18 protein-coding genes and 3 pseudogenes are annotated in these 17,999 nt (G+C 52.9%); 5 read left to right on the top strand and 16 right to left on the bottom strand.

Features of this window, described 5'->3' with window-relative positions:
- Positions 1-41 precede the first annotated feature (41 nt).
- The 5 genes and pseudogenes from nrdF to J4685_RS08560 form a co-directional block, all read right to left on the bottom strand.
- Positions 42-1,001 (bottom strand): annotated as a pseudogene (gene nrdF, locus J4685_RS08540) (class 1b ribonucleoside-diphosphate reductase subunit beta).
- A gap of 10 nt (positions 1,002-1,011) precedes the next feature.
- A complete protein-coding gene (gene nrdE, locus J4685_RS08545; RefSeq protein WP_000246622.1) occupies positions 1,012-3,156 on the bottom strand; it encodes a class 1b ribonucleoside-diphosphate reductase subunit alpha in 2,145 nt (714 codons plus the stop codon).
- Complete coding sequence (nrdI, locus tag J4685_RS08550; protein ID WP_001275411.1) at positions 3,129-3,539, bottom strand: class Ib ribonucleoside-diphosphate reductase assembly flavoprotein NrdI; 411 nt, start codon at positions 3,537-3,539, stop codon at positions 3,129-3,131. Before nrdI ends, nrdE begins: the two co-directional genes overlap by 28 nt.
- A complete protein-coding gene (gene nrdH / locus J4685_RS08555) occupies positions 3,536-3,781 on the bottom strand; it encodes a glutaredoxin-like protein NrdH (RefSeq protein WP_000028873.1) in 246 nt (81 codons plus the stop codon). The genes nrdI and nrdH overlap by 4 nt, the downstream gene beginning before the upstream one ends.
- Positions 3,782-4,052: 271 nt before the next feature.
- Complete coding sequence (locus J4685_RS08560) at positions 4,053-4,484, bottom strand: carboxymuconolactone decarboxylase family protein (RefSeq protein WP_000209812.1); 432 nt, start codon at positions 4,482-4,484, stop codon at positions 4,053-4,055.
- Between the two features lie 88 nt (positions 4,485-4,572).
- On the opposite strand from J4685_RS08560, the gene J4685_RS08565 reads away from it, so the two are divergent.
- Positions 4,573-5,907, top strand: coding sequence for a PLP-dependent aminotransferase family protein (locus tag J4685_RS08565; protein ID WP_001138466.1), 1,335 nt, complete (start codon positions 4,573-4,575; stop codon positions 5,905-5,907).
- An 83-nt stretch (positions 5,908-5,990) separates the two neighbouring features.
- On the opposite strand, the pseudogene J4685_RS08570 reads toward J4685_RS08565, so the two are convergent.
- A pseudogene (locus J4685_RS08570) lies at positions 5,991-6,317 on the bottom strand (DUF883 domain-containing protein).
- A 161-nt stretch (positions 6,318-6,478) separates the two neighbouring features.
- On the opposite strand from J4685_RS08570, the pseudogene J4685_RS08575 reads away from it, so the two are divergent.
- A pseudogene (locus J4685_RS08575) lies at positions 6,479-6,830 on the top strand (DUF2002 family protein).
- Positions 6,831-6,864: 34 nt separating this feature from the next.
- Here J4685_RS08575 and alaE read toward each other — a convergent pair.
- Positions 6,865-7,314, bottom strand: a complete 450-nt coding sequence (gene alaE, locus J4685_RS08580) for an L-alanine exporter AlaE (protein ID WP_000492646.1) — start codon at positions 7,312-7,314, stop codon at positions 6,865-6,867.
- A gap of 697 nt (positions 7,315-8,011) precedes the next feature.
- Here alaE and stpA point away from each other — a divergent pair.
- Positions 8,012-8,413 (top strand): DNA-binding protein StpA, encoded by a 402-nt coding sequence (stpA, locus tag J4685_RS08585; RefSeq protein ID WP_001051100.1) that lies wholly within the window; start codon positions 8,012-8,014, stop codon positions 8,411-8,413.
- Positions 8,414-8,502: 89 nt separating this feature from the next.
- Here the strand turns inward: stpA and J4685_RS08590 are convergent, their stop codons facing one another.
- The 3 genes from J4685_RS08590 to J4685_RS08600 form a co-directional block, all read right to left on the bottom strand.
- Positions 8,503-8,682, bottom strand: coding sequence for a hypothetical protein (locus J4685_RS08590; RefSeq protein ID WP_000494943.1), 180 nt, complete (start codon positions 8,680-8,682; stop codon positions 8,503-8,505).
- A gap of 78 nt (positions 8,683-8,760) precedes the next feature.
- Positions 8,761-9,288: a rhodanese family protein gene (locus J4685_RS08595; RefSeq protein ID WP_000022016.1), complete on the bottom strand. Its 528-nt coding sequence runs from the start codon at positions 9,286-9,288 to the stop codon at positions 8,761-8,763.
- A gap of 9 nt (positions 9,289-9,297) precedes the next feature.
- Positions 9,298-9,597: an ArsR/SmtB family transcription factor gene (locus J4685_RS08600; protein ID WP_000137432.1), complete on the bottom strand. Its 300-nt coding sequence runs from the start codon at positions 9,595-9,597 to the stop codon at positions 9,298-9,300.
- A 182-nt stretch (positions 9,598-9,779) separates the two neighbouring features.
- On the opposite strand from J4685_RS08600, the gene J4685_RS08605 reads away from it, so the two are divergent.
- Both J4685_RS08605 and lysM read left to right on the top strand, forming a co-directional pair.
- A complete protein-coding gene (locus tag J4685_RS08605; protein WP_000508175.1) occupies positions 9,780-9,938 on the top strand; it encodes a YqaE/Pmp3 family membrane protein in 159 nt (52 codons plus the stop codon).
- A 99-nt stretch (positions 9,939-10,037) separates the two neighbouring features.
- On the top strand, positions 10,038-10,487 hold the full coding sequence (lysM, locus tag J4685_RS08610) for a peptidoglycan-binding protein LysM (protein WP_000522407.1): 450 nt from the start codon (positions 10,038-10,040) through the stop codon (positions 10,485-10,487).
- Between the two features lie 21 nt (positions 10,488-10,508).
- On the opposite strand, the gene csiR is transcribed toward lysM, so the two are convergent.
- The 6 genes from csiR to glaH form a co-directional block, all read right to left on the bottom strand.
- On the bottom strand, positions 10,509-11,186 hold the full coding sequence (csiR, locus tag J4685_RS08615) for a DNA-binding transcriptional regulator CsiR (protein WP_000126152.1): 678 nt from the start codon (positions 11,184-11,186) through the stop codon (positions 10,509-10,511).
- A 41-nt stretch (positions 11,187-11,227) separates the two neighbouring features.
- On the bottom strand, positions 11,228-12,628 hold the full coding sequence (gene gabP / locus J4685_RS08620; RefSeq protein ID WP_000531279.1) for a GABA permease: 1,401 nt from the start codon (positions 12,626-12,628) through the stop codon (positions 11,228-11,230).
- Between the two features lie 129 nt (positions 12,629-12,757).
- Positions 12,758-14,041, bottom strand: a complete 1,284-nt coding sequence (gabT, locus tag J4685_RS08625; RefSeq protein WP_001095573.1) for a 4-aminobutyrate--2-oxoglutarate transaminase — start codon at positions 14,039-14,041, stop codon at positions 12,758-12,760.
- A 14-nt stretch (positions 14,042-14,055) separates the two neighbouring features.
- Positions 14,056-15,504 carry an NADP-dependent succinate-semialdehyde dehydrogenase gene (gene gabD, locus J4685_RS08630; protein ID WP_001176535.1) on the bottom strand — a complete coding sequence of 483 codons (1,449 nt, stop codon included), beginning with the start codon at positions 15,502-15,504 and terminating at the stop codon, positions 14,056-14,058.
- 21 nt (positions 15,505-15,525) lie between these two features.
- Positions 15,526-16,794: an L-2-hydroxyglutarate oxidase gene (gene lhgO, locus J4685_RS08635; protein ID WP_000271922.1), complete on the bottom strand. Its 1,269-nt coding sequence runs from the start codon at positions 16,792-16,794 to the stop codon at positions 15,526-15,528.
- Between the two features lie 25 nt (positions 16,795-16,819).
- Positions 16,820-17,797: a glutarate dioxygenase GlaH gene (gene glaH, locus J4685_RS08640; RefSeq protein WP_000993100.1), complete on the bottom strand. Its 978-nt coding sequence runs from the start codon at positions 17,795-17,797 to the stop codon at positions 16,820-16,822.
- Positions 17,798-17,999: the final 202 nt, after the last annotated feature.

Below are 17,999 nucleotides of genomic sequence, written 5' to 3' on the forward strand. Positions count from 1 at the left end.
AAGGCATGGAAAATGTAACGTTATTTCCCATGCCCGTAAGGTTAAAAGTTCCAGTCTTCGTCTTCGGTTTCGACCGTTTTTCCCATCACATAAGATGAACCTGAGCCGGAAAAGAAATCATGGTTTTCATCGGCATTCGGCGAGAGCGCGGCAAGGATTGCGGGATTCACGTCTGCCATCTCCGGCGGAAATAACGCCTCATAACCCAGGTTCATTAAGGCTTTATTGGCGTTGTAGCACAAGAAGGCTTTGACGTCGTTAACCCAGCCGGTTTCCGCATATAACGCTTCTGTGTAGCGGATTTCGTTGTCGTACAGTTCCATCAACAAATCCAGCGCGAAAAGCTTTAACTCTTCACGCTCGATTGCCGATAGTTTTTGTAGCGCTATCTGATACTTATAGCCAATATAATAACCGTGAACCGCTTCATCGCGAATGATTAAACGAATCAGGTCGGCAGTGTTCGTGAGCTTACCGCGGCTGGAGAAATACATCGGCAGCCAGAAGCCGGAATAGAACAGAAAAGACTCTAAAAAGACGCTGGCAATCTTTTTCTTTAGCGGTTCATCGCTGACGTAATGAGCTAAAATAATCTGCGCCTTACGCTGAAGCGGCGGGTTTTCTTCGCTCTAGGCGTAGGCGGCATCAACCTCTTTCGTCTGGCACAGCGTGGAGAAAATAGAACTGTAAGAGCGGGCGTGTACCGCTTCCATAAAGCTGATGTTCGACAGTACGGCCTCTTCATGCGGCGTGATGGCATCTGCCATTAACGACGGCGCGCCTGCGATGTTCTGGATAGTGTCGAGCAGCGTAAGACCCGTAAACACGCGAATGGTGAGCTGCTGTTCGGCGGCGCTCAGCGTCTGCCAGGCCGGAATATCATTCGATAACGGCACTTTTTCCGGCAGCCAGAAGTTACTGGTCAGCCGGTTCCACACCTCCAGATCTTTGTCGTCCTGGATCTTGTTCCAGTTGATGGCGCTAATACGAGATAATTTCATATGGCTTTCCTTATAGCGCGCAGGATACGCAGCCTTCAATTTCAGTACCTTCCAGCGCCAACTGGCGAAGCCGGATGTAATACAGTGACTTAATACCTTTTCGCCAGGCATAGATCTGCGCTTTGTTGATATCGCGGGTCGTGGCGGTATCGGGGAAAAACAGGGTGAGCGACAGCCCTTGATCGACGTGGCGCGTGGCCTCGGCATAGGTATCAATAATTTTTTCCGGACCGATATCGTAAGCATCCTGATACATGTCCAGATTTTCATTGGTCATAAACGGCGCGGGGTAATACACACGCCCGGTTTTGCCCTCTTTGCGAATCTCAATTTTGGCCACAATCGGATGAATGCTGGAGGTCGCATGATTAATGTAAGAAATCGAACCGGTCGGCGGCACCGCCTGCAAATTTTGGTTATAGATGCCATAGCGCATCACATCGTCGCGCAGCTTTAGCCACATTTCGCGTGTGGGCAGCGTAATGCCGCTGCGGGCAAATAGCGCCCTGACTTTCGCCGTTTTCGGTTGCCAGTCGTCTTGTAAATACTGCGTAAAATAGTCGCCACTGGCATAGCGCGACTGCGCAAATCCGGCGAAGGTTTTGCCGCGTTCGCGGGCCAGCCGCATTGAAGTATGCACGGCATGCCAGGTAATAGTGTAAAAATAGAGATTGGTGAAATCCAACGCCTCCGGCGAACCGTAGGCAATACCTTCCCTCGCCAGATAGCCATGCAGATTCATCTGGCCCAGACCGATGGCATGAGAGGCGGCATTACCGGCGGCTATTGAGGGCACGCTGCGTATATGGCTCATGTCCGACACCGCCGTCAGGCCGCGAATAGCGGTTTCTACGGTACGGCCAATGTCCGGTGAATCCATGACGTGAGCGATATTCAGCGAACCGAGATTGCAGGAGATGTCATGCCCGATGTGGGTATAGTCAAGGTTATCGTCGTAACGAGAGGCGCTATTGACCTGTAAAATTTCCGAGCACAGGTTGCTCATATTAATGCGACCAGCAATAGGATTCGCGCGGTTTACCGTATCTTCAAACATGATGTAGGGATACCCGGATTCGAACTGAATCTCCGCCAGTGTTTGAAAAAAGTCACGGGCGTTAATATAGGTTTTGCGCACGTGCGGATCGGCAATTAATTCATCGTACCGTTCGCTAATGGCGATATCGCCAAACGGTTTGCCGTAGCGTCGTTGTACGTCATAGGGCGAAAAGAGCGCCATTTGCGCGTTTTCTTTCGCCAGCCGGAAGGTGATGTCCGGGATCACCACGCCGAGAGAGAGCGTTTTGATCCGGATTTTTTCGTCGGCATTTTCCCGTTTGGTATCCAGAAAACGCAGAATATCCGGATGGTGCGCATGGAGATAAACCGCGCCGGCCCCCTGGCGCGCGCCAAGCTGGTTGGCATACGAAAACGCGTCTTCCAGCATTTTCATCACCGGGATCACGCCGGAAGACTGATTCTCAATGCGTTTGATCGGCGCGCCCGCCTCGCGCAGATTGGAGAGTAAAAATGCGACGCCGCCGCCGCGTTTGGAGAGTTGCAGCGCCGAATTCACCGCTCGCCCGATCGATTCCATATTGTCTTCGATACGGAGCAGGAAGCAGGAGACCAGTTCCCCACGCTGCTGTTTACCGCAATTTAAAAAAGTCGGGGTAGCGGGCTGAAAGCGACCAGAAAGCATTTCATCGGTCAGTTGGGTGGCCAGCGTTTCGTCACCCTGCGCCAGCGTCAACGCCACCATTGTCACCCGATCTTCAAAGTGTTCCAGATAACGTTTGCCGTCGAAGGTTTTCAGCGTGTAACTGGTATAGAACTTCCAGGCGCCAAGAAACGTCTGGAAGCGAAAGCCGCTGGCGTGGGCGTGCTCGAACAGGCGGAGGACGAAGGCGCGGTCGTAACGCGCGAGGACAGCGTCATCGTAATAACCTTCCCGAACCAGCGTCTCCAGACGTTCATGCTGGCTGGCAAACGTCACGGAATGCGGGCGGACGTGGGCGGCAAAGAAGGCGTCGATCGCCTGCTGGTCCTTGTCGAACTGAATATGGCCTGCTTTATCATAAAGATTCAGCATCGCGTTCAGGGCGTGGTAATCCATGGTTTCCTGCATTACGCGCTCCGGGGTAGTTGTTGCCAAAATTCATTTACTCCTCTTCGGACGTTATCGATGTCGCGTTGTGTGCCCATGAGCTCAAAGCGGTACAGCCAGGGTACGCCGTATTTTTGTGCTATCACATCGCCAGCGCATCCCCAGGCATCGCCGAAATTGCGATTACCGGAGGCGATAACGCCGCGAATGCGCGCCCGGTTGTGTTCATCATTTAAAAAGCGGATCACCTGTCGCGGCACCGCACCGGCCATCCCGCCGCCGCCGTATGACGGCACAACCAGAATGTACGGTTCGTCTACCCGAATTCGCTCCCGCTCATTGAGCGGAATACGCGTGGCGGGTAGCCCCAGACGCTGCATAAAACGGTGCGTATTTTCAGAGCTGCTGGAGAAGTAGACGAGCGCGCTCATGCGTTTGCCGCGTGGGGTGTCGGGGGCAGACGGTTAATCATGTCCGGACGGAAGCCAGACCAGCTCAAATCGCCCGCCATCACCACCGGTAATTGACGAAACCCTTGCGCCCGGAGCGTATCCGCTGCATCCGGCACCAGATCGACGTTCACCATCTCAAATTCAAATCCACGGCTTTCCATCGCCCGCTTTGTGGCGTGGCACTGAACACAGTTATTGCGAGTGTAAATAGTAATGCTCATGATTCGTATTTCCATTTAAAATGAGAAAACGGCGCGATGAAACGCGTCGGATTGTCGTGTGTTGATACAGGAAATACTAGATGTAGTTGAATTAAGATTCAACCATACAAGATATGGGAATTTTCGATTGATTTTAACGTCGCTGATGAACGCAGCGGGGTCGGGGCGGCATGGCTAATTTTTGCCGGATGGCGGCGTGAACGCCCGATCCGGCCTGCAGGTTCACGCATAACAGAGTTGGCTGACATCTGCGCCATCCGGCAACAATGCGTCACATTCGCATACCGATCGCCAGACGGTTAAAGCAGTTCATTAAACCGATGGCGAAGGTCAGATCGCTGATTTCACGCGCGCTGAAATGATCGAGCAGCGGCAGGTAAACATTATCTTCGGCGTGGGTTTCAGCAATGTGCGTCACCGATTCCGCCCAGGCTAACGCCGCGCACTCTTGCTCGCTGAAATGGTGGCTTACCCGCCATCCTGCCAGCGCATCTAATTTAGCTTGATTTACGCCAGCCTTACGCAGCGCTTTACTGTGCATCTCCAGGCAAAATGCACAACCATTTATTTGCGAAACACGCAGGTAAATCAGCTCCATCAGCATGGGGTCAAGCGTGCTCTTTTCCAGCGCGTTTTTCGCCTGCACCAGAGCGCTATAAACCTCCGGGCTCAGTTCATAATAGGGTTGGCGTAACGTTGTCATCATGTTTCTCCTCGTGTTGATGACGAGCACTGTAGCACTATAATGGTCTGTAAAAGAGAGCCATATTTTTACAGAAAAAGCAGACCATATGCCGCGCTATCAGCACATCGCTCGTCAGTTAAAAACGGCCATTGAGCAAGGAGAACTCGCGCCCGGAACGCGTTTGCCTTCCAGTCGGACGTGGGCGCAGGAACTGGGCGTTTCTCGCGCCACGGTGGAAAATGCCTATGGCGAGCTGGTAGCGCAGGGCTGGCTGGAGCGACGTGGCCAGGCAGGCACGTTTGTGAGCAACGCTCTACGGTTTGAGACGGCGCCGCCGATACCCGCTGTTTTTGCCGGAGAAAGTCCGGAACCGAAACCCTTTCAGATGGGGTTACCGGCGCTGGATCTCTTTCCACGCGAGAAGTGGGCGCGAGTGATGGGACGTCGGTTGCGCACGCAGACGCGCTTCGATCTGGCATTAGGCGACGTCTGCGGCGAGGCGATTTTGCGCCAGGCGATAGTCGATTACTTGCGGGTTTCACGTAGCATTGAATGTCTGCCGGAACAGGTATTTATTACCTCCGGATATGCGGATTCTATGCGGCTAATCCTGCGTACATTGTCTGTGCCGGGAGACAGCATGTGGGTGGAAGATCCCGGCTTTCCGTTAATTCGCCCGGTGATAACGCAGGAGGGGATTACGCTGGCGCCGATTCCGGTCGATGCCGATGGGCTGAATGTCGCAGCGGGGATGCGGGATTGCCCGCAGGGACGCTTTGCATTGGTGACGCCCGCCCATCAAAGTCCGTTGGGGGTGGCGCTGTCGTTAACTCGCCGACGGCAACTTCTGGCATGGGCGGCGAATGTGCAGGCCTGGATTATTGAAGATGACTACGACAGCGAATTTCGTTATCACGGTAAACCGCTTCCGCCGCTCAAGAGTCTGGATGCCCCGCAGCGAGTGATTTACGCCGGAACGTTCAGTAAGTCGCTCTTTCCGGCATTACGTACCGCCTGGCTGGTGGTGCCGATAAAGCAGATTGAGCATTTCCGCCAGCAGGCGTCGCTGATGCCCTGTAGCGTACCGTTGTTATGGCAGCACACGCTGGCTGATTTTATCCGTGATGGCCATTTCTGGCGGCATCTGAAAAAGATGCGTCAACATTATGCTCAGCGACGGTTATGGATTGAAGAGGCGCTGGCGGAACAGGGATTTGTCGTGACATTACAGAAAGGCGGTATTCAATTGGTTATTGAGGTTGAAGGTGATGATAAAGCGCAGGTAGCAAAAGCGAATCAGGCCGGACTGGCGGTACAGGCGCTAAGCCGTTGGCGAGTGGTTTCGTCAGGAAAGGGGGGCATTTTACTGTCGTTTACCAATATTACTTCCGCTGGCATGGCGAAACAGGTCGCATGGCAGCTTCGACAGGCGATACAGTAACCGTTTCGCCGAATGGCGCGACCTGGGCCTGCGGCAATGATGCAGGCCCAATAAAGTATGTCGCCATCCGGCTGCGCACGTCGTTAGCGACGCAGGCTAAGCAGCGCCCCGATAAAAATTCCTACCGCTGCGGCGGTTCCTACGCTACACTAGGGTTTTTCACGCACAAACGTATCCGCGCACCCCATCGCATCACAGGCGGCTTGTTTTACGCGAGTACGTCCATGCATCCGCGCCCGGGTCTCTTTCAGCAACGCCTGTGCTTTACGTCGCGCAGCCTCGGCTTCGTCTTTCGCATCGCTTCCCCAGGATTTAAGGACATCTTCCAGACTGTCGGCTAATCGATTGACATCATTCTGAATATCCTGAACACCATCATCGACGTCGTTTCGGTTCGGTTTGTTAAGCATATGATCCTCCATTGATTTCGATGTAGCTTTCAGTGTAGTTCATATTTTTACCTGCTGAGGCTTGTTACGGCGATATCATGCGTTTCTGGACTTTTCTGAAAGCGTTGATAACGCGCTATCGGGTAAGGTAAGCCCGCAGTAAAAGAGAATGAGGATAAAATATGTATTTACGACCTGACGAGGTGGCGCGGGTACTGGAAAAGGCAGGGTTTACCGTTGATGTGGTGACGAATAAGACGTATGGTTATCGACGCGGCGAGAATTATGTTTATGTTAACCGCGAGGCGCGTATGGGGCGTACCGCGCTGATCATTCACCCCAGATTAAAAGACCGTAGCTCATCACTGGCTGACCCGGCTTCGGATATTAAGACCTGCGATCACTACCAAAATTTTCCGCTCTATTTAGGCGGCGAGACCCACGAACATTACGGTATTCCCCACGGCTTTAGCTCCCGATATAGCGTTAGAACGTTATCTGAACGGGCTTTTTGGCGACGAAAAAAGCGACTAAAATCGCGACTGGCAATGCCAGTCGCGACGCTAACTTACGCCTTAGCCTGATGATAGCTGCTCACTTTAAACAGGCGACGACAATAATCCAGGAAGTAGCCATAAACCGCGCCCATTAACATTGAAACAACAATGTTTGAACTCACGGCGGCCACTATCTGATGCCAGCCGGCGCCGACGGTCAGCAAGATGATAATATAAACGGGTGACTGAAAGGTGACATAAGCCAATACATCCGCCAGGTTTTTGGCCCATCCCGCCGGGCTTGCCTTACGCGCGACGCGCATAATCAGATCGCGGTAAACGCCGTATGGCCATGCAATCAAAATGTTGACAGGTATCGCCACCAGCCTGGAAGAAAGCGACTGCTCAAAGCTCATTCCGGAGAGGAATATCTCGATCAACATGTTCACAACAGAACAGTAAACAACCATCGCAAACGCGTCTGCTACGGCATGACGCAAGCGTGACTGTGGAGAGAACATGTTAATGCTCCTTGTAGCGTATCGATCAGAATGAGGTGATGGTTGGTAGTGAAATCATAAAGCACTTTTGTCTTTGCATAGACTATATCCCTATATAATAACTATTAACTAGTGTAATATTTTTATTTATAGGCTTTTTGTCGATAAAATACTCTGTGACTGTGTGTTTTTTGCTCGCAGCGAGATTTTCGTTGTTGTTAGTCATTAATTACTTTTAAATCAATGCATTATAATGCATTGTTTTTCTGGCGATTTTCAGCCACATTCCAAATGTTGTCAGATGCGATGTATTCTCGGCTAACGGCACGCGCTCTACTTTTCTCAGCATAATTATAGCTATTGCAGGGTGATTTTTAGCATAAAGCTCTGATGATGATTTTTGAATGGTTAATCTCTTATTGTAATGAAATATTCACTTCTGTATAAGGTCAGCCACCGTGAGGGTCACCGTGGTTACTGAGATACGCAATACGTTATAAACAGCCGAACGGGAAACCTACAGATATACCGTAGGCAGAATAACCTGAAACACACAGGGGGTAATGAATATAACCTTCTGGTTAACAGATTAATATAATTAATCGAGTTATACTGAGTATATCTGTATGAACTTTAGGATCTGGAAATATAATCAATAATCGCATACAATACCGCCTGTAATAGTTTTTGTTTTCTGCGTTAAAAGGTTTTTATTGATATGAATTTGATGTTACAGAACTTAAATAATATCCGCACGCTGCGCGCTATGGCTCGCGAATTCTCCATTGACGTTCTTGAAGAAATGCTCGAAAAATTCAGGGTTGTCACTAAAGAAAGACGCGAAGAAGAAGAATTGCAGCAACGCCAGCTTGCCGAGAAGCAGGAGAAAATTAATGCCTTTCTGGAGCTGATGAAAGCAGACGGTATTAACCCGGAAGAGTTATTTGCCATGGATTCAGCAATGCCGCGTTCTGCTAAAAAGCGCCAGCCGCGTCCGGCAAAATATCGTTTTACTGATTTCAATGGCGAAGAAAAAACCTGGACCGGACAAGGTCGTACGCCTAAACCGATTGCCCAGGCGCTGGCGGCGGGGAAATCTCTGGATGATTTCTTAATCTAATCACGGATAACCTTTAACAGATGGCGCTTCGTTTCCTGTCTCTATTAACCGGGACTCAGGGAACGTTGCGCCATGCTCATTCTGATAAATCAGCACACGCCAAAATCGCCCTCTTCGCAATAGGGGGTGACATCTGCCGCTTTGAGGATCAATTTTTCGCCCTGCTCATTACCGACCTGTACCGCGACAATATGATCCTCGTTGACTTCAATCACTTTCAGTTTCGGCCCACCCATTCGGGGCTGTACGATATCGCCTGGTGTGAACATCACGCTCTCCTGTTGAACAATGGTATAAACCCGCCTTCAGTCTACTACACACCTACCGACGCGCGGTGAAGGTACCGCTTAATGAGTACGGGTATTCCAGGGCATTTTTTCCAGTAGTCGCGCCATTCCGCAGAAGCCGGTCATGCCTGCCAGCATTAACCCGGCCCCGACAAAACCGCTAATGAGGAAAAAGCCGCCGTGGACCGTATAGCCCAGAATCACCCCAAGCAACGTCAACCCGCCGGCGGCGATTTGCACCTGACGCATCAGTGGCAACGGTTGCGATTTGTCTTCTGTGACGGGCAATCCTGCCGCTTTCCATCCGTCGATACCGCCTTCCAGCAGACTGACCTGAGCTGGGGCGGCAATGGCCTGTAGTTTTGCTGCATTGCTGCTGGTTCGTTTACCTGACTGACAGTGAAAAATAATCTGTTCCGCTCGCAGGTTGGCGGGCAAATCGCCCTGTTCAAGCCGGGAAAGCGGCGCCAGTTGCGCATGTGGAATATGCTCGCGCAGATATTCATCGGCGTCGCGTACATCAATCCGTTTCGCGCCTTGCGCTATCAGCGCTTGCGCCTCACGGGGGGAAACTATCCCAATGGACATCGTGCCTCCTTATGGACAATAGAGATTCTTTAACGTGGCGATAATCGTATTAACCGCCTCATTTTTAATGAAATAGTGAATGCGCTGGGCATCGCGTTGACTATCAATCAGCCCTTCTTCCCGCATCCGCGCCAGATGTTGCGACGTCGCGGAGGGGCTTAGCCCGGTAATGCGCGCCAGTTCGCCTGCGCTGGTTTTTGGCGAACCGCAAAGCATACATAAAATCAGTAATCTTTTTGGGTGGCTCATCGCTTTGAGCAGGGCCGCCGCCTGTTCTGCGCTGGCCTGAAGTTGTTCAAGCTCTGTCATAGTTATTTAAGCATTTTCTAAATTTAGTTAATTCTAAAATAAACGTCAACCTGATGCCAGCGTAAAAAGCGTAAAGGAGGGTAAAAGCGCGGCGCGCGACTGGCAGGCTCAGGTAAACTGACTATGCTTAGAGATAAAATCTCTTTTTAAACAATGACTAATTTTGCTTGTATGGAGTGTATATGGGTTTCTGGAGAATTGTATTTACGATTATTTTGCCTCCGCTCGGCGTACTTTTAGGAAAAGGGTTCGGTTGGGCATTTATCCTTAATATCCTGCTGACATTACTCGGATATATTCCGGGGCTTATCCACGCATTTTGGGTTCAGATGCGTCATTAATTACCGGCCACCGGCGGCGCATAAGCGCCGCTTATCAGGATAACCTCATTCCCTCTGCTACACTTTTCTTTGTGTGTATTTTTGACAAGCGAGGTGAATATGGGACTTTTCAATTTTGTAAAAGATGCAGGTGAAAAACTCTGGGACGCGGTAACCGCTAATCATGATAAGGACGATCAGGCGAAAAAAGTCCAGGAACATTTAAATAAAACGGGAATACCCGACACTGACAAAGTGAATGTGCAAATAGCTGATGGAAAAGCGACAGTGACGGGTGATGGGCTGAGTCAGGAGGCAAAAGAAAAAATTCTGGTTGCCGTGGGGAATATCGCCGGGATTAGCAGCGTTGACGATCAGGTTAAAACCACGACGCCGGCGGCTGAAAGTCAGTTTTATACCGTAAAATCAGGCGACACCCTGAGCGCTATTTCAAAGCAAGTGTATGGTAACGCCAATCTGTATAATAAAATTTTCGAGGCAAATAAACCGATGCTGAAAAGCCCGGAAAAAATATATCCGGGACAAGTGTTGCGTATTCCTGAAGAATAATGGCTATCAGGTCGCGCCAGGCTACATTTTCCCTGCCATCGCCTGGCGAATAATGGGAATCGGCGTCAGCAAATGCTGACGCATTAATTCGCTGGCGCGTGCCGCCTCGCGCGCCAGTATCGCTTCGGTTAGCGTGTGATGCTGGATATGTTTATCTTCCAGCATCTCGACGGACAGAACGGTTTCACGTAACCAAATAAAGCGGTAGCGGGCCGCCAGGTCAAATAAGCGTTCACGCATCTGTAGCAGATAGTGGGAGCCGCACCCGGCGACAATGGCGGAATGGAACGCCTGGTGGCGCTGGTCCCATTCATCGAGCATATGTTCGCTAGCATCGCTGGCTTCCAGTTTACTGAGCATATGCGCTCGCGCCAGGATCTCCGCCTCCCACGCATCATCGCCGCGTTCAATCGCCAGGCGTACCAGCATCGCTTCCATATTGGCGCGCGCGTCAAAAATATCGAGGAGTTCCGCCTCTGACATGGACGCCACGCGATAGCCTTTTTGATTCACCACGGTGACCAGCCGTTCCGCCACCAGTTGTGACAGCGCCTCGCGCAGCGGCCCTACGCCAAGCGCATAGCGGGCGGTTAATAAACTCATCCGCAGTTTCTCATCCGGCTGATAAGTGCCGCGAATAATGTCATTTTTAAGCCAGCGATAGCCATCTATGGCCGTCGGTTGGGAAAGGGCGGTCATCTTTTACTCCTGAGAAGCTTCCCGGCTGACGCCGGGAATAACTAACGTAGGTTTTGCAGGGGGGCTTTTTGCCACCTTATCAGTTTTTTCCAGCGAGACATAATGGGGACAGTACCTATTATGCCCAGCCCTAACAGCCCCGTTGAAATGACTTCTAGTTGCTGTGCCGGTCGAAATAGCATCACCACCAGAACAAAGCAGATAAAGCCGATAACCAGCCAGGTGAGCCACGGATAAAGCCACATTTTCAACTTAATTTCTCCGCCCTGCGCCAGCAGAATTTTACGCATCCGCAATTGCGAAATCGCAATCACCAGATAGACCAGCAGCGCGATGGCGCCAGAACTGTCGATAAGAAATTTAAACACTTTTGCCGGGGCGTAATAATTGACGATAACGGTTAAAAAGGCCGCGCCGGTAGAGAGGAGAACCGCTACCCAGGGCGTTTTGCTACGGTTAGTTTTTCCCATTATCGCAGGAGCATCGCCGCGGCGGCTAAGGGAATAGAGCATCCGGGAGGCGGTATATAATGCGGAGTTCAGACAACTGGTCACCGACAACAAAATCACGCAGTCCATAATGAATTTTGCGTGCGGAATATGAAGCAGCTCCAGTACCGAGCGGTACGAACCTACGCTTTTCAGGCCCGGCATATTCCACGGGATCAGCGCCACCACCACAAAAATGGAACACAAGTAAAAGATGGAAATTCGCCAGATAACAGAATTGGTGGCGCGTACGATATGTTTATCCAGCGTATCGGATTCCGCGGCAGCAATAGTGACGATTTCCGCGCCCATAAAAGAGAACATGGTGATCAACATGGCGCTTAACACCGCGCCGAAGCCGTTAGGCATAAAACCGCCGTGATCCCATAGCCGGGAGATACCGCTTACCTCGGCATACGGATAAAAACCGCTAATCGCCGTCGCGCCCAGCGCGATAAACGCCAGGATAGCAATCACTTTACATAGCGCCAGCCAGAATTCGAATTCGCCGTAATTTTTGACGCTCAATAAATTGCTTCCGGTTAAGGCAAGCGTAATCACTAATGAAAATAGCCACACCGGAATACCCGGTATCCATGAATTCAGAATAATGGCGGCAATATTGGCCTCCAGCGGAATAACCAGCACCCAAAACCACCAGTATAACCAGCCGATGGTATACCCGGCCCAGGGGCCGATCGCTTTATCCGCATAGGTGGAAAAAGAACCGGTATCCGGCGTGGCGACGGCCATTTCAGCCAGCATTCGCATAATCATGACGACTAAAAGTCCTGCGAACAGATAGGCCAGCAGTACCGCAGGGCCGGCCTCCGCAATCGCCACGCTGGAACCGACAAACAGGCTGGCGCCGATGACGCCGGCGATCGATAACATGGTGACGTGGCGTGATTTCAGCCCGCCCCCTAATGCATGTGATTCTGACAATTGCCCCATCCTAAAACCTCTTTATTGTTATTGCGCTCGTTTACCGGATGGCGCCTGGCTTATTCGGCCTACAATCGAAACGGTTTTTGTAGGCCGGATAAGACAGTTACGTCGCCACCCGACGCTGCTTATTGGACATTACGCTTGTTTCGCCTCATCAAAGCACTGGGCGATAATCTTCAGGCCTTGCTGAATCTGCGAGGCTTCAATAGTGAGTGGAACGAGGATGCGCAAGATGTTGTAGTAAGGACCGCAGGAGAGCAGAATTAACCCTTTCTCGCGGGCGCGGGCCACAATGTCGGCGGTCAGAGTCGCGTTCGGTTTGCCGGGGTCGCCATTTTCAAACAACTCAATGGCGATCATGGCGCCCAGTCCGCGCACGTCGCCAATCTCACGGTGCGTTTCCGCTATCTCCATCAGGCCATCGCGCAGCGTGTTGCCAAGCGTATTCGCCTTTTGCAGTAGATTTTCCTGCTCGAAAATGTCCAGTACCGCCAGCGCGGCGGCGCAGGCAATCGGGTTTCCGGCATAGGTGCCGCCCAGCCCGCCCGGCGCGATAGCGTCCATCACGTCTGCCCGGCCGGTAACGCCTGCCAGCGGAAAGCCGCCGGCGATCGATTTCGCAAAAGTGGTAATATCTGCCGCAACGCCCATCTGTTCCATGGCGAACAGCGTACCGGTCCGGCCCGCGCCGCTTTGCACTTCGTCGGCAATCAACATAATGCCGTGTTGGTCGCATAGCGCGCGCAGTCGCTGCATGAACGCGGGAGAGGCGGCGTAAAATCCGCCTTCGCCCTGTACCGGCTCAATAATAATGGCGGCGATATCTTCCGGCGCGGCATCATTTTTAAAGATGCGTTCAATGCTGGCGATCGCGTCGTCGTCGCTGATGTTGTGTAGCGGGCAAGGATAAAGCGCGCGGTAGACATGGCCTGGCATCAATCCCATACCAGCAGAGTACGGGTGTACTTTCCCGGTCAGAGAGAGCGTGTAGTGGGTACGACCGTGGTAAGCGCCGCTAAACGCGATAGCGCCGCTGCGTTTTGTTGCCGCGCGGGCGATTTTCACGGCGTTTTCAACCGCTTCTGAACCGGTCGTGACCAGCAACGTTTTTTTGGCGAAATCGCCCGGTACCTTCTGGTTCATGCGTTCGCACAACGCCAGATACGGTTCATAGGCCAGCACCTGAAAACAGGTATGGGTCAATTTCTTCAACTGCGCTTCGACCGCTGAAACAATGCCCGGATGTAAATGACCGGTGTTCAGGACGGCAATGCCGCCCGCGAAATCGAGATACTCACGGCCTTCGACATCCCAGACCCGACAATTTTCCGCCCGCTCGGCGAAAATCGGGTGAATCTGCCCCACGCCGCGAGGAACGGCGTTATGACGGCGCTGCATTAAAGCGTTATTGGTATTCATTAGCGACTCTCCTGTTAAAGGCCGATGCACATATATTTGATTTCTAAATAATCTTCGATGCCGTATTTGGAACCTTCACGGCCTAATCCGGAGGCCTTAATACCGCCGAAAGGCGCGACTTCGTTGGAGATAATGCCGGTATTAATACCGACGATGCCGTATTCCAGCGCTTCGCCGACGCGGAAAACGCGGCTTAAATCGCGTGCATAAAAATAGGCTGCCAGGCCGAATTCAGTATCGTTAGCCTGCCTGATGACGTCCGCCTCGTCGCTGAAGCGGAACAGAGGCGCGAGCGGCCCGAATGTCTCTTCTTTGGCGACTTTCGCGTTATCAGGAACATCCACCAGAATGGTCGGTTGAAAGAAGTTGCCGCCTAATTTGTGCGCTTCACCGCCCGTAATGACGCGGGCGCCTTTTTCCAGCGCGTCGGCGATATGCTCCTGGACTTTCGCCACGGCTTTTTCATCAATCAGCGGCCCGATAGCGACGTCGGCTTGCAGGCCGTCGCCGACCGCGAGCTTATTTACCGCCTGGTTGAGTTTTTCCGCAAAACGATCGTAAACGCCGTCCTGAACATACAATCTATTGGCGCAGACACAGGTCTGCCCGGCGTTGCGAAACTTCGAAGCCAGCGCGCCCTCGACGGCTTTATCCAGATCGGCATCGTCAAAGACGATAAACGGCGCATTGCCGCCCAACTCCAGCGATACTTTTTTAATGTCTTTGGCGCATTGTTCCATTAGCTGGCGGCCAATCTCCGTCGAGCCGGTAAACGACAGTTTGCGTACCAGCGGGTTGCTGGTCAGCTCGCCGCCGATATCGCCTGCCGAACCGGTAACGACGTTAAATACGCCTGCGGGAATTCCGGCGCGCTGGGCCAGTTCCGCCAGCGCCAGCGCGGAAAACGGCGTCTGGCTGGCGGGTTTGAGTACCATTGTGCAGCCTGCGGCCAGCGCGGGGCCGGCTTTACGGGTGATCATTGCCGAGGGAAAGTTCCACGGGGTAATCGCGGCGGTGACGCCGATGGGCTGTTTAATCACCAGCAGCCGTTTATCGGTCTGATGACCTGGAATCGTGTCGCCATAGATACGCTTCCCCTCTTCGGCGAACCATTCAATAAACGAGGCGGCGTAGCTAATTTCGCCTTTCGCTTCCGCCAGCGGTTTGCCCTGTTCCAGCGTCATCAGACGCGCCAAATCGTCCTGATGTTCCATCATCAGATTGAACCAGCGACGCAGGATATTGGCTCGCTCTTTGGCGGTGAGCGCGCGCCAGGCGGGCAGGGCGCGATTGGCGGCGTTGATGGCGTCGCGCGTCTCTTCCGCCCCCATTTTGGGCACATTGCCGAGCGGTTTCCCGTTGGCGGGGTTGCTCACGGGGATGACATCGCCGCCGCGCGCGTCGCGCCAGTCGCCATCGATAAAGGCCTGCTGGCGGAACAGGGTAGAGTCGTTAAGTTGCATAATTGCTTCCTGTCTGAAGGGTTAACGGGTAAATGCGGCGTGTAATGCGTCCACGCTGCGTGCCGCACGCAGCGTACGTCCGGGGTTGCTCTGGCTTGCGCGTAGCGCCTGAACTTTACTGACGATATGCGCGCCGATAGGTATCGCTGATGTCGCCGCCGGGGAGGGGGCGTTACAGGTGTGAATGGAACGCGGCGTCGTGACAAACAGAAAATCATCAATCAGTTTGCCGTCCGGCGAAACCGCCTGCGCCCGCACGCCTGCCGGCCAGGGCTGGAGATCGTTGACGGTCAGGCTGGGGCAATACTTTTGTACTCGCCGCAAATAGCCGCTTTTGCATAGCGAGTTTTTCATCTCGCCCAGTCCGGAAAGCAGATGGTTTTGCAGTACGCGGCGAATGCCGGCGGAGCGGAAAATCTCCAGGGTGTCGGTGAAGGAAACGTCGCGCTTACAGTAGCCTTCGCGTTTAAGCGCCAGCACCGCATTCGGCCCGACCGTAACGCTGCCGTCGATCATGCGGGTAAGATGGACGCCGAGAAACGGCATTGCCGGATCGGGGATCGGGTAGATCAAATGGTTAACGATCCGGTTGTGTCGCGGGGCCAGACGAAAGTACTCGCCGCGGAAAGGGCAGATAATAAAACCGGGCTCCACGCCCAGCATTTTGACCAGCCGATCCGCCATCAGCCCTGCACAGCCGATAAGCGTAGCGGTTTCGATTTCCCGACCTTGCGAGGTGCGAATGACAACGCCAGCGGCATGTTCTGTTAGAACGCTGACCTCGGCATGGTAGATGATCTCGCCGCCTTTGGCCTGAAAGCGGTTCGCCATGGCCGTCGCGACATCGCGATAGCTGACAATCCCGCTGGAAGGGACAAAAATCCCGCCCAGGCCAATGATATTGGGTTCGCGTTCACGCAGCTCCGCCGCGCTTAACCACTCGCGCTCTAAGCCGTTGGCCGCCGTCCGCTCCCATAGCGCGCGCATCCGCGCCATTTCCAGCTCCGAGGTGGCGACCAACATTTTGCCGCAGGTGTCGTAGCGGATGTTGTTTTGATCGCAAAAGGTTTTGGTCGCCTGATTGCCCGCCAGACAAAACCGCGCTTTGAGGCTGCCGGGCGTGTAGTACACCCCGGCATGGATCACGCCGCTGTTATGCCCGGTCTGGTGGCAGGCTGGCGCGGACTCTTTTTCCAGCAATGCGATGCGCGCATCCGGGTAGACATCAATAAGTTGCATAGCGGTCGACATGCCGATAATGCCGCCGCCGATAATCACAAAATCATACATCCGCGTAATTCCTTCGCCGTGGCGCTTATTGGTGAGTTTGATAATGGCTGGCGGCGTAGGCGAAGTAACCGCGCTGGCGCATCAGTTCGCGACGCAAGTCAGGATGCGGCGTAAAACGATCGCGTCCATGTAGCCAGAACAGATTGTTAATCAGCAGGAATTTGCCGACCGGTACCGGCACGGAGAGGATGTTTTGACTGGTTTCCAGCGCGTCTGAAAGCTCGCTGAGCCAGACGCCTTCTTCAAAGTCTTTTGGCTGGACGAACTGGTCGATATAACGCATGACCGGGCGGCCTTGTTGGTCGACATCAAACACCGGGTGCCAGACGTCATGGCTAACATTTTTGCTTGGCGGCGCCGCCCAGCGCATGACGCGACGCGCCAGCGGATGGGTAAAAAACGACTCCAGATGTTCCCAGTCATCAAGGTGCAGCAGCAGCGAATTACCGCCTTCCATATTCTGTTCGTCGATTTTCATCATCAGCACGTAGTCGGTCACCTCCTCAACATAGGTACCGTCATTGTGCAGTTCCATTACGCGGTGGGGCTGGCGCAGATAACTGTCGGAGTTGTCGACGTTTTTGACCACGAAACGCGCGTAGTACTGGCCGCTCATCGCATCGTAGTTGGAGCGACCAATAAGATGCGCCACCGCCGTCGCCAGTTTGACCATCTCTTCTGCCTGTGCGACATCATCGATCCCTTCGGCGCTGATCAACAGCGCGCCTTGTGCACGGTTGAGGAGCGTTTTGATCAACAGCGGTTGTAGCTGATTGCCGCACAGATCGTCGAGGATCTTGCCGATTTTGAAACGTAAGAAAGATTTGTATTCCAGCGCCTGCACCGGCCACTGCGCAACCTGATGGAGAAATTGTCTTGTGGTATCCGCCGTAAACGTTAACGCCAGCAGGCGCGGCGACTGCGCCGAAGGGGCAAGGGTGAAACCAGTATGGCGTTGGGCTAAATCATCTGTGTTCGCTTTTACGGCAGTCAGTGCATTCATCAGAATCATTCCTCTCGGTAGATGGTCAGGGAGACATGGCGATGCTCATTTCGTAGCCATAAATTAAAAATATCGACATTTTCCAGGAACGCGTATGAAATAACCGCTTTTGTTTAATTATTGTGATCAAAAACAACAAATATTTAACAATGTGAATAGTGAGGTTAACGGCGCCACGAGCCTGACAACGGCAAGAAGGGGG

The organism is Salmonella sp. 32100201201700099SM (assembly GCF_017572645.1).
Lineage (GTDB): Bacteria > Pseudomonadota > Gammaproteobacteria > Enterobacterales > Enterobacteriaceae > Salmonella > Salmonella enterica.